A 12,615-nucleotide genomic window follows, 5' to 3' on the forward strand; every position below is an offset into this window, starting at 1 on the left:
TTTTTCCTACATTAATCTCTTGTACCAACATATTTATCATCAAAATAGCGTCGTAATTTAGTTCTTAAAGTTCCACGACTAATTCCCAGCATGATTGCAGCGCGGGACTGATTATACTTGCAATGTTCCATTACTGCACGAAATAGAGGGGTCTCAATTTCTTCAAGTACAAACTGGTATAAGTCAACAGGATCAGTTCCCTTAAGCTCTGAAAAATATTTTTGTACGGATTGAGTTACGCTTTCGGCCAGTGAAGCAGTAGTATCTCCTGCATCATTACTGATTGTTGTCATTATTATTAGCTCCTCCTTTTAAAAACGGTATATTACCGAATTGAGCAATATGAGACAAGGGTAGAACAGAAAAAACTGCATTAAAATTCAATATATTCTGTTTATGCCTTGAACTATTGCTGTGTTTAAATTCACTTTGAATTGAATAAGGATAAGCTGTTTTAACAACCTATCCTTAATTAAAATATCTATTGAAATTTCATCGTAGAAGGATCAAATGGTTTTCCATTAACTGTGAATTTGCCTTGATCCAAACTGACTTCAATAACATAGTCTTGACCATCTACAGTGATTATTCCAGATTGTTCCAACTCCTGGATTTGTTTATCTACCTGCATTGAAGCCAACTGCTCTGTAGTAGGTTCTGTTTTATTTGACTGATCTTGGTTACTTTGCAATTGTTGGATTAATGCTTGTTGCATCTCTGGCTGCTTTGACATTTGATTCATAATTGATTGCTGCATCAATTGTTTCACTACAGTAATTGGCATCTTTAATTTAGCATTACCTTGAGTTTTTTGAATCAAATCAAAAGGATTAGAACTATCACCTTTTGGTAATGAAATTAACAAATTCCCTTCAACTGTTCCCTGAGGAAGTTTAATACTTAGCTTAGAGATTTCAAATTCAGCCCCCTTGCTAAATAGCTTAGGTAATTCAGGCAACATAGCCATTAATGCTTGTTGACGCTCCTGTTCGGTACCCTTTTGCATTGCATTCGCTTGCTCATTGATTCTAGCTAAGACTTCCGCATCAAGATTTCTTAAAGACATCTCAAGTTCACCTGGTCCATAATTCTGTCCATTAGCAAATAGAGATTTCATATCCGCATTAAAATGGGCATTAAAGAGATTATCTTCAATATCACTACTTGAACTCAGGGTGAAATCATTAAGTTCGAACATCTTTTGATCTTTAACGACAACAGAAAGAGCGGGTAATGAAAAACTTGCTTCGCCTAAATACAACCCCCCAGACGTTTTATGTAGATCGTACTCACTAGTTACTTTACCCACGGTAAGTTGGGCGCCCTCTTTAGTATTAGTGAATGAAACTCCATCAAAATCAAGTTCTCCTTCTACCTTATCCAAATTTGAGGACATAGAAGTAGTACTTTCCATGCCCATCCAATCAAATTTGTTATTTCCATCTTTGGAAATTAGCTTAAATGAAGGGAGAGACATCTCAACGTAGCTTTTATTTAGATAGCTTACAAAAATACTTAGGTTTAATTGGGGTTTTTGAGAAGCCGTAGAAAAAAGTTCATTAAACTGTTGATTATATTTCTCTGGGAATGGTAGTACTGTTTGAGCATAGCCCATTCCAAAACGTGGCCGATTGTCTGCGAAGATAAATGGACCATGATAAATTTTAATCGGCATATCCATTTGATAATCTTGAGCAGGTATAGTTTGTGAATTTCCTTCATTATCCTTAACTATTCGCTCGGGTACATGTAACCGCCATTTAATTATTGCATTGGAAGTAAACCAACCTCTTTTGTATTGCTGGATATCAGCAAAAAGACCATTGGATTGATTAATTACCTCAACAGTTCTTTTAACTGTTCTTTCAGTTAGAAACCCCATGCCATAATATCCACCTAGGATTAAAACAGCCAGGATAATTACTAATCCTGTAAGTTTTTTCATTATTATCTCCATGTTATTAATTTGCGAATAGCATTACTCAAGCGCATCAAAGTGCTGCGAAAAGTATAGCAGTAAATAACATAAAAGTGCGACTATCTAGTATAATAAGATTGAAAAACTTAATGAAATATTTTTCATTAAGTTTCAAAAATTTGATGCCTTTTTGCTAATAGACCTTTTTGTAATTTTCTATAAGCAGTGAATATAGAAAAGAAAAAAGGCGGATATAGAGCATATATCCTAAAAAGGGTTTGTTCTTTGCAGCAAGATTCTGTGAGAAACCTCATAACTGCTTATTTAGCTAATACAGGTTGCTGCTTTTCTCCCTCCGAATGCTGCCTTATCGGCTTGCAATATGTTTCTTTAATAGTAAATGCTAATACCAAGGCAACTAACGAACATAAGGGCAGCAATTTAAACCCTGCTTGAAAGTCGGAGAGTAACAAGGTTTCTACGTTATAAGCTCTGGGGCCGGATACAACATCTATTATACGACCTACTAAAGGTTGAAATAGCGCCCCAACAAAAATTGATGTCATGTTAGTAAATGCGATAGAAGTACCCACTACATTCCTATCATGCAGTTCTGTCGAGACAGCATAGGCGATAGCTACACCTGTGTTAGTAATACCGAAAGCAAAAAATAAAACATAAGCTGTTGTTTGACTCATATCAGGAATAAAAACAAACAACGTACTTAGTATTACTCCGCATACTGCAGATAAAATCATTAAAGGTTTACGACGCCCCATTCTGTCAGAAATCCAGCCCGATAATGGACCACTGATCCCCCAACCTATAAAAATCAATCCAGTTGCAAAAGCAGCAGCATGTGCCCCTAGACCACGACCAAACTGTAAATAAGCAGGTCCCATTGCTTCACCAATGACAGCTGTAGGTCCAAATAAAAACCCTGCATACATTGCGTTAAGCCAAGTTTGCTTATTTGATAAAATGATCTTTAAACTGTCCAATATGCTGATGCGATCAACAGATCGAATCTCAGTGCGATGTTCGCCTGGTTTATCTTGAACAAATTGATACAAAAGGCCTGCTAGTGCAATAAACAGAAAAGCAATAATCAGCATGCTATGGCGCCATCCTACATTGCTCACCAGAAATGAAACAGGAGCTTCTCCTGCTGCGGCACCGAGCATTCCTAACGCTTGGGTTAAGCCTGATAATAACCCAAGCATAGTTGGTGGAAACCAAGAAGTAGCCAAACGAAGAGAGCAAACAAATGCGAAAGCGGCACTAAAACCAATCAACATTCGGCCAATTGATGCCGTCAGCAACCCATCTGCGAGACCAAAAACACAACACCCAAAGGCAGTTACCAATGACATAATAGTTAATAACCATCGTATACTTAAACGATCAACAGTTAATCCTACAGGAATTTGCATTAAAATGTATGGGATATAGAACGAGGCGGTTAATATTCCAAATCCAGCTTCATTAATGCCAAAATCTATCTGTAAATATCGATGCATTACCCCTGGAGCAACTCTGGCCAGATAGTCAGAAAAATAAAAAGCTGCAGCCAAACCCCAAACTAACCAAGCAAAAGCCAGATAATTTTTACGTTTATAAATTTCAACTTTAGTCATTCTCATATTGGTATAACCACCACATGCCGTATTTATTTAAAATATGATCAATAAATCAACAGTAAAAGTTTACATTATACTGCTGTTGTAACTTATTTCAACATATAGTTTATTTTTATCTTCGCCAACCCTTCGTCCATTGTAGTCAGCACCCAAAATTCCATGCGCTTTAAATTGACATATCCCTATGAAATTTCTATAAACTTCTCTTAAGATAAGATGATTAAATCGAAGCTTTTAGGAGATGTACGCTAAGTTAAGGTATAATACTAATCTTTTAAAAAGTACTGCCTATAATAGAAACTAGAATTTGTTGCGTCTAGTCATTTCTATTAGTTTTGCATCCTTTTTCTATTTAGTAGAGAATAATGTACTTTTTAATTCTAGTTTTATTAGGAATTGAGGATAGATCCCAATGAATAAATTAAACCTTGCTATTAAGGAAGCCTTTGAATCATCTGGAAATATGAAAGAAGCTAATAAAGCTTATCTTGAATTTATTAAAGCAAATTTCATTATTCCAATTGAGCATAATTCAGATCACACAAATCCTAAAGTATTATTTTTGCAAGATAATCATAACCTTTTTCTACCAGTATTCACTGAAATGAAATACCTCGATGCTTGGGCAGCAGAAATCAGTGAACACATCAAATTGCTGAAATTATCTGGAGTTGACCTGCTGAAAGGTGTGGGAGAAAAAGTTACGCTTTGTCTTGATATCGGGAGTGAATATTATAAAGAATTTAATCCCTCGGAAATTGAGAGAATGAGATCAATGGTTTTAAAGTTATTTAAAGACTAACTAAATCCCTATCCAATTGAAGAAGCATTGAATCATGCTCTTCAATTGAATGCGACAATTACGCTACCAGCTCAAGTAATTGGTAACCTACTATTGCTGAAGCAGCTATCGCACCACCAATTTCAAAAACCAAAGATAATAAACTGTTTTTACTCTGATATTGTTGATCATTTGCAGCTTTAGTTTTATCCAAAAGAACTTCTTCTTCAATATCATTCAAATCAAACAAAGGCTTTTCACCGTAAATTCCAGCCCACCAACCTTCAAGCCATTGCTCAGCTTCTTGTGAACCTGGACGGAAAGGATTATCTTCCTCTGGTACTTCTGCTAACGCACACTCATACCCAAAAACATAGCACTCTTCATAAGTTGGGTGTTCAATGTTAAATCGTAATCTGATATCTGATAATAAAGATGCTTCGTTCATGATGATACCCTCTTTTATGTATCCAAAATTTTCTCAATTCTCAACTCACTTACTCCTGGGTCTATAATCATTAAGGCTTTATGTAGAATTTACTTTTTTAGAGCATGTATCTTCCACATTTAAAACAATTTTACGACTTTAATTTACCGCCTGTTTTCGAAAATAAAATATTTACACTATCTTGACAAAAATCTTTACATACTATCCAACAACATTAAAAAATCAGTTAACTTATTGATTTTATTAAGACAGATGCAACTATCGGGCCAACTTTTTTAATTAAGCAAATTGGGTAAAGAATAATAATAGATAACCTTTAGGTTGAGTCATTTATGTTCCCAATATTAGGCTCTCCGAGGTTGGGCCAAAATGACCCAGCCTATGGGCTTATAAGAGAGATGGGCAAGTTGCCATTGATATTAAAAGCTGCAAAATACTTCTAACGATAGGGACAAAACCTGCCGGTCAAGGTGCTAACCTTCGGTGCAACCATTGATTACCTTGCCTGTAATAATGAATTCTGTCGTGCAAACGATTATCTCGTCCTTGCCAAAACTCAATTTCATCAGGGATTATCATGTATCCTCCCCAGTTGTCTGGTCTAACTACAGGCTCTTGCCCATGTTGTTGAATTAACAGATTTAAGGCCTCCTCTAGAGAAGCTCTATCTGCAATTTGCCGACTTTGTGGAGAAACTATTGCACTAAATTGGCTTTTCAGAGGTCTAGAAGAAAAATAGGTGTCCGATTGTTCACTGCTAACTTTCTTCACACGTCCACGAACACGCACTTGTCTTGCCATTTGTGGCCAATAAAAATTAAGAGCTGCATAAGGATGCTTTTGTATTTGCATAGCCTTAACACTTTGATAATTGGTATAAAAAATAAAATTCCCTTCATCCAGTCCTTTTAATAAAACAACTCTGGAGTCCGGAAAACCTCTTTCATCAACTGTAGACAGTACCATAGCGGTAGGATCGTTTTTTTCATTTTGTAAAACATCGTCAAACCAAAGTTTGAATTGAGAAATGGGGTCCTCTTCAGCCATGTCTTCACTTAGGCGTAGCTCCCCATAATCTCGCCGGATATCTGCAAGACTTCTATATTTACTCATAATTGACCTTTGCTAGAAAGACTGTAAGCAATTATACGCTTTAAAATTTATAATTTGCGATAAATTTTACAGTTAAAATGAATCGTCTGGTAGAATAAAAAAGGAGCTTAACCTGGATTAGGTGAACTCCTAATCCAAGAAAAATTTTTGCAGTAAATAACTGCATACCACGTTATGCTAATATGGATTATATTGACAAAATAACTGAATTATCCTTTCTACCAACCGGTTACTTCAGCTATTGCATCCCCCAAATCAGCAGGAGATCGAACAGTTTTCACTCCTGCAGCTTCTAATGCAGCGTATTTTTCAGCTGCTGTACCCTTGCCTCCAGAGATAATTGCTCCTGCATGTCCCATGCGTTTTCCAGCTGGGGCGGTAACTCCAGCAATATAAGAAACTACTGGTTTTTTCACATGAGATTTAATGTATTCTGCTGCCTCTTCTTCTGCAGAGCCACCAATTTCTCCAACCATAACAATAGCCTCTGTTTGAGGATCTTTTTCAAATAAGGACAAGGCATCAATAAAGCTGGTTCCTGGAATTGGATCTCCACCTATTCCTATGCAAGTACTTTGACCAAATCCTTTATCAGTAGTTTGTTTTACCGCTTCGTAAGTTAAAGTTCCAGAACGAGAAACGATTCCAACTTTACCAGGTAAATGAATATAGCCTGGCATAATACCTATCTTGCACTCCCCGGGAGTAATGATCCCTGGACAATTAGGGCCTATTAGTCGGGCTTCAGTATTTTTTTCTATGTAGACTTTAACTTTTAACATATCTAATACAGGCACACCTTCTGTAATACATACAATCAATTTAATGCCTGCTTCTGCAGCCTCAAGAATTGAATCCTGACAAAATGGAGCTGGAACATAGATAACACTGGCGTCAGCCTTAGTTTCTTCGACAGCTTCCCTCATTGTATTAAATACAGGTAACCCCAAATGTATTTGCCCACCTTTACCTGGCGTCACTCCTCCTACCATTTTCGTGCCATATGCTAATGCTTGCTCAGTATGATATGTACCTTGCTTTCCAGTAAAACCCTGGCATAGTACTTTTGTATGTTTATTAACTAATACGCTCATTGTTAACCTCGTAATATAACGGCATGCTTTCATCTTTTATAATAGCTATAGAACTACTCTAGCCCATGCCAAATTAATTTGTTTTTTATTGCGAAACTGCTGCTACAATTTTCTTTGCAGCATCGGTCAAACCATCTGCAGCAATAACATTCAAATCGCTCTTATTCAATATCTCAGCACCTAACTGAGCATTGTTGCCTTCAAGTCGGACGACCACTGGAATTTTTACATCTACTTCTTTTACAGCCGCTAAAATGCCTTCGGCAATAAGATCACAACGAACTATTCCACCAAAAATATTGACCAAGATCCCTTTGACTTTTTCATCTGACACAATAATTTTCAGAGCTTCACTTACTCTTTCTTTTGTGGCGCCGCTCCCACATCCAAGAAATTAGCTGGCTCTCCACCATGAAGTTTTATCACATCCATAGTTGCCATAGCCAAACCCGCACCATTTACCATACAGCCTATTGTCCCATCGAGAGGTATATAATTAAGCTCCCAATCACTAGCACGATTTTCTCGCTCATCTTCTTGAGATATATCTCGCATATTTTTTAGATTTGGTTGTCGGAACAACGCATTACCATCAATATTGATTTTTCCATCCAAGCAAAGAAGTTGCCCAGATTTAGTTACAACAAGCGGGTTGATTTCTAGCAAACTTAAATCGCATTCAACAAACATCTTGCCCAGACCCATCATCAAATGAGTAAATTGTTTGATTTGCTCGTCTTTCAATCCTAATTTAAAACCTGTATCACGACATTGAAAAGGCATGACACCAACCAATGGATCAACAACCACCTTGAAAATTTTTTCAGGTGTCTCATGAGCCACTTTCTCAATTTCTACACCGCCTTCTGTAGACGCCATAATAACAACCCGTCTTGTAGCTCTATCAACAACGGCACCAAGATATAATTCTCTGTCTATGTCACAGGTTTCCTCAACCAAAATAGCATTTACTGGCTGACCTCGAGCATCTGTTTGATAAGTAACCAGGCGAGAACCTAGTAAGGATTTAGCAGCAGCAGCCAACTCATCCTTGCTGGAAACCAGTTTCACTCCGCCTGCCTTACCCCTACCTCCTGCATGGACTTGGGCTTTGACAACCCAACGAGGAGTAGACAATTGAGAAGCAACAAGTAATGCATCTTCAACACTATAAGCAACCTCACCATTAGGTACTGGCAATTTATAGCTCGCAAATAATTGCTTAGCTTGATATTCATGTAAATTCATTCTGATTACCTTTTAAAAAAGCAAGACCCGTCAAGGCGGGTCTTGCAGTAAATGTGATTAATTAAACGTTCAGTAAAAGCCGAGATGGATCTTCCAATAACTCTTTAACACTCACTAAAAATTGTACAGAATCCCTTCCATCAATCAAGCGATGATCATAAGACAATGCTACATACATCATCGGACGTATTACAATTTGCCCCTTCTCCACGATAGGCCTCTCTTCAATTTTATGCATTCCTAAGATGCCCGTTTGAGGTGGATTAATAATAGGAGTGGCCAATAATGAACCAAATACACCGCCATTAGTTATGGTAAATGTCCCCCCTTGCATCTCCTCTATAGACAGCTTACCTGTTCTCGCTTTTGAAGCAGCCTCATTAATAGCTAATTCAATTTCTGCCATACTTAATTGATCGGCATCCCTAATCACAGGAACGACCAAACCTCTGTCGGTGGAAACAGCAATTCCTATATCATAAAAACCGTGATAAACAATATCCTGTCCATCAATAGAAGCATTAACAGCAGGGAAACGCTTCAAAGATTCCACTACTGCTTTGGTGAAAAAAGACATAAATCCAAGTTTTACACCATGCTTTTTCTCAAAATTATCCTTGTATTGAGCACGCAGATCCATTACTGCTTTCAAATTAACTTCATTAAAAGTAGTTAACATGGCCGCATTGTGTTGTGCTTGTAGTAAGCGCTCTGCGATCTTGGCTCTTAATCTTGTCATAGGGACACGTTTTTCTTCGCGCGCGCCTGCAGGAAGCTCTCTTACAACAGGCTCCTTTTGTTGGCTTTCAGATTCTTTCGCTGATTTTTCTCTATTGGATTCTATATAAGCTAAAACATCTTCTTTAGTTATCCTGCCGTCTTTACCAGTACCCTGAATTTGTCCGGGCTTCAAATCATCTTCAGCCATCATGCGTCTTACCACTGGGCTTGTTGATTTGTCTTCTTTAGAACTTGTTTCCTCTTTTGGAGCTGTTTTCTCTTCTTTCTCAGTCTTGTGAGTTTCTTCAGCAGCACCTTGAGTAATTTTTGCAAGCAACTCTCCGGAGCCAACCGTATCTCCAACTTTAAACAGAATTTCTGACAGCACTCCATCTACTGGAGATGGAACTTCAAGGACAACTTTATCTGTTTCTAAGTCGACTAAATTTTCATCGCGAGCAACTTTATCACCCGCCTTCTTGTGCCATGCGGCCACAGTAGCATCAGCTACTGACTCGGGCAGAACAGGTACTTTGACTTCAATAGACATGGTTATACCTTCTTTTAATATTGTTTAAAATTATTTTTTACCAAATAATGCTTGCTCAACTAAAGCAGTTTGTTGTTCCGCATGTAGAGCCGGGCTTCCTACTGCTGGTGCCGCGGCAAACTCCCTGCCTGCATAATGCAGCTCTTGCTCAGAACGCAAACAATCACGTATATTATGCTGAGAAGCAAACCAAACTCCTTGATTTTGCGGCTCTTCCTGACACCAAACCACTTCATTAGCTTGCAGATATTTCTCCAATTCAGTGATTAATGCTTTTTTGGGAAATGGATACAACTGCTCTATACGTATAATTGCTATATGATTTAATTTTTTATCGCGACGCATCTGCAGCAAATCATAATAAACCTTACCACAACATAACACCACTTTTGTTACTTTTTGTATATCCAAGGAATCTATTTCAGGAATAACTGTATGGAATTTGCCCTTAAATAAACTCTCCAATGGGGACACAGCAAGTTTATGGCGAAGAAGACTTTTCGGCGTCATAACAATTAAGGGCTTTCTGAAGTTACGAATAACTTGTCTTCTTAATAGATGAAATATTTGAGCTGGGGTAGTGGGAGTACATACTTGGATATTGTGCTGTGCACAAAGCTGCATATAACGTTCTAATCGAGCTGAAGAATGCTCAGGCCCTTGGCCTTCATATCCGTGAGGCAACAGCATAACCAATCCACATAATCGCCCCCATTTTTGTTCACCAGAGCTTATAAACTGATCAATAACAACCTGAGCCCCGTTGGCAAAATCACCAAATTGTGCTTCCCAAACAACCAAAAATGATGGCTCGGATGATGCAAATCCATATTCGAAAGCCAATACAGCTTCTTCTGAAAGAATCGAATCAATTATGGTGAAGTAGCGTTTTGGATTGGTTGATATATGCTCCAATGGAATAAAGGTATCTCCAGTTTCAATATCATGCAACACAGCATGCCTGTGAGCAAAAGTCCCTCGACCACAATCTTGTCCCGAGATCCTTACGCCATAACCTTCCTGCAACAAACTGGCATAAGCTATTGTTTCTGCATAACCCCAATTCATAGGAATTTCACCAGCGGTCATTTTATCACGCTCAGCTAACAAGCGTTCCACAACCGGATGCAGCTTAATGTTCTTTGATAATTTGGCTAACTGAGTTGCAATTTTCTCCAATTGCTCTTTGCTAATAGTTGTATCGACCTTATCAGTCCACTTAGCATTGATATAGGGAGTCCAATCTAGGGCGTGCTTTCCTTCATAATCATCATGAACCAAATCAACAACCGCTTTTCCTTTGTCCAATGCTTCTCTGTAAGTATCAACTAATTTATCTACTTCTGCTTTAGTTAACACATCCGAATTGACTAATTGTTCTCCATATTTTTCGCGCAACGTTGGCATAGACTTGATTTTTTTATACATTTTGGGCTGTGTCACTGAAGGCTCATCAGCTTCATTATGACCATGACGTCTGTAACAAACCAAATCGATGACTACATCTCGCTTAAACTTCATTCTAAAATCAAATGCTATTTGGGTAGCAAAAACAACAGCCTCAGGATCGTCTCCATTAACATGAATAACAGGAGCCTGAACCATTTTAGCTACATCAGTACAATAAAGAGTAGAGCGAGCATCCAAAGGATTACTGGTTGTAAATCCTATTTGATTGTTAATGACTATGTGTATGGTCCCACCTGTACTATACCCGCGTGCCTGAGAAAAGTTTAAGGTTTCCATTACCACACCTTGGCCTGCGAATGCCGCATCGCCATGAATAACCACTGGTACTACTTTATCTTTATTTGCTAAATCATTACGACGGCCTAAACGTGAGCGCACAGAGCCTTCAACTACTGGGCCGATAATTTCTAGATGAGATGGATTAAACGCTAAAGCTAAATGAACAACGCTCCCTGACTCCGTTTTAACATCAGAAGAAAATCCGAGATGATATTTCACATCTCCTGTACGTTCGTATTTAACTTTTCCTTCAAATTCCTGGAACAAAAGCTCAGGCTCTTTCCCAAGAACATTCACTAATACATTTAAACGTCCTCTGTGAGCCATTCCTATCACAAGTTCTTTGACATTATCTCTGCCGGCTCTACGGATAATTTCTTTCATCATGGGAATTAAAGAATCCCCTCCTTCCAAAGAAAACCGCTTTTGTCCAACATATCGAGTTCCAAGATAACGCTCTAATCCATCTGCTGCGATCAAGTCTTTAAGTATATTCCGTTTTTCCTGTGTGCTAAACTCAGGGCAACCTCGAACTGATTCCATTCTATGCTGCAGCCATTCTGTAATTTCAGTATCAGATATATGCATGTATTCTATGCCTATACTGCGACAATATGTTTCACAAAGAGCGTTATATATCTCTCTTAAAGTCATCTCTGGTCCATTAAAATTGGTACCAGCAAAAAAAGTGCGATTAGGATCAACATCAGCAAGATTATGATAGTCTAACTCAAGGCGAGGAACAGGATGACGCTCGATCATTTCTAACGGGTCTAACTTTGCTGCGAGATGGCCCAACGTCCTGAAATCATTGATCAAACTAGCCACTTGATATTGTTGACTATCCGCTAATTGAATTACCTTATTTAGTTTCTTGTCAGCATGCTGCAAAAAATAATTACGAATGTCCCTATGAGGTACTTCTTGGGAAGCACCATTCACCTTGGGTAAAGCACTGAATACTGCTTTCCAATCCTCTGAAACGGAGTTAGGGTCAGTGAGATAATCCTCATAAAGACTATCAACATAAGCCATGCTTCCGCCAGACAAGTAGGAAGAAGCCCATTCTTTTTGCAGATCTGAACTGCTCATTATATTTTCTCCAAAGGGTTCACCCAGAAAATTTATCTAGGTCACAAGAACTGCTCTATCATGTTTCCTGCGTCAACATTTGTGTGCGAATTTTTGCAATCGCTTGCGTTGGATTGAGTCCCTTCGGGCATACATTCGTGCAATTCATAATAGTACGACAACGAAATACACTGAAGGGATCTTGCAATAAATCCAGACGATGCTGCGTTGCATTATCACGACTGTCTGCTAAAAAACGCCTTGCTTGTAGAAGCCCAGCAGG

The 12,615-nt window shown here is 38.3% G+C and carries 9 protein-coding genes and 2 pseudogenes; 1 reads left to right on the forward strand and 10 read right to left on the reverse strand.

All coding sequences use genetic code 11. The features are described 5' to 3' along the window. Positions 1–11: 11 nt before the first annotated feature. The 3 genes from OK13_RS12310 to OK13_RS12320 form a co-directional block, all read right to left on the reverse strand. Positions 12–293: a helix-turn-helix domain-containing protein gene (locus OK13_RS12310; protein ID WP_010946289.1), complete on the reverse strand. Its 282-nt coding sequence runs from the start codon at positions 291–293 to the stop codon at positions 12–14. A gap of 188 nt (positions 294–481) precedes the next feature. After that, the gene (locus OK13_RS12315; RefSeq protein WP_035891214.1) at positions 482–1,945 is read right to left on the reverse strand and encodes a YdgA family protein; all 1,464 of its coding nucleotides are present in this window, start codon (positions 1,943–1,945) and stop codon (positions 482–484) included. Between the two features lie 293 nt (positions 1,946–2,238). Further along, complete coding sequence (locus OK13_RS12320) at positions 2,239–3,561, reverse strand: MFS transporter (protein ID WP_052117680.1); 1,323 nt, start codon at positions 3,559–3,561, stop codon at positions 2,239–2,241. 409 nt (positions 3,562–3,970) lie between these two features. Between OK13_RS12320 and OK13_RS12325 the strand changes: the two genes are divergently transcribed. Continuing rightward, positions 3,971–4,360 carry an SseB family protein gene (locus OK13_RS12325; protein WP_035891217.1) on the forward strand — a complete coding sequence of 130 codons (390 nt, stop codon included), beginning with the start codon at positions 3,971–3,973 and terminating at the stop codon, positions 4,358–4,360. A 58-nt stretch (positions 4,361–4,418) separates the two neighbouring features. Here OK13_RS12325 and OK13_RS12330 read toward each other — a convergent pair whose 3' ends face one another. The 7 genes and pseudogenes from OK13_RS12330 to sdhB all read right to left on the reverse strand — a co-directional run. Then, positions 4,419–4,787 carry a hypothetical protein gene (locus OK13_RS12330; RefSeq protein ID WP_035891218.1) on the reverse strand — a complete coding sequence of 123 codons (369 nt, stop codon included), beginning with the start codon at positions 4,785–4,787 and terminating at the stop codon, positions 4,419–4,421. Between the two features lie 465 nt (positions 4,788–5,252). After that, positions 5,253–5,900: a pyridoxamine 5'-phosphate oxidase gene (gene pdxH / locus OK13_RS12335; RefSeq protein ID WP_035891221.1), complete on the reverse strand. Its 648-nt coding sequence runs from the start codon at positions 5,898–5,900 to the stop codon at positions 5,253–5,255. A 218-nt stretch (positions 5,901–6,118) separates the two neighbouring features. Further along, a complete protein-coding gene (gene sucD, locus OK13_RS12340; protein ID WP_035891231.1) occupies positions 6,119–6,994 on the reverse strand; it encodes a succinate--CoA ligase subunit alpha in 876 nt (291 codons plus the stop codon). An 85-nt stretch (positions 6,995–7,079) separates the two neighbouring features. Continuing rightward, positions 7,080–8,242: pseudogene (gene sucC / locus OK13_RS12345) on the reverse strand (ADP-forming succinate--CoA ligase subunit beta). Between the two features lie 61 nt (positions 8,243–8,303). Then, entirely contained in the window at positions 8,304–9,512 is a 1,209-nt protein-coding gene (gene odhB / locus OK13_RS12350) for a 2-oxoglutarate dehydrogenase complex dihydrolipoyllysine-residue succinyltransferase (protein ID WP_035891233.1), read from the reverse strand. 30 nt (positions 9,513–9,542) lie between these two features. Beyond that, the gene (locus OK13_RS12355; RefSeq protein WP_035891234.1) at positions 9,543–12,353 is read right to left on the reverse strand and encodes a 2-oxoglutarate dehydrogenase E1 component; all 2,811 of its coding nucleotides are present in this window, start codon (positions 12,351–12,353) and stop codon (positions 9,543–9,545) included. Positions 12,354–12,411: 58 nt separating this feature from the next. After that, positions 12,412–12,615: pseudogene (sdhB, locus tag OK13_RS12360) on the reverse strand (succinate dehydrogenase iron-sulfur subunit); the annotation flags it as partial.

This window comes from Legionella norrlandica (assembly GCF_000770585.1).
Lineage (GTDB): Bacteria > Pseudomonadota > Gammaproteobacteria > Legionellales > Legionellaceae > Legionella > Legionella norrlandica.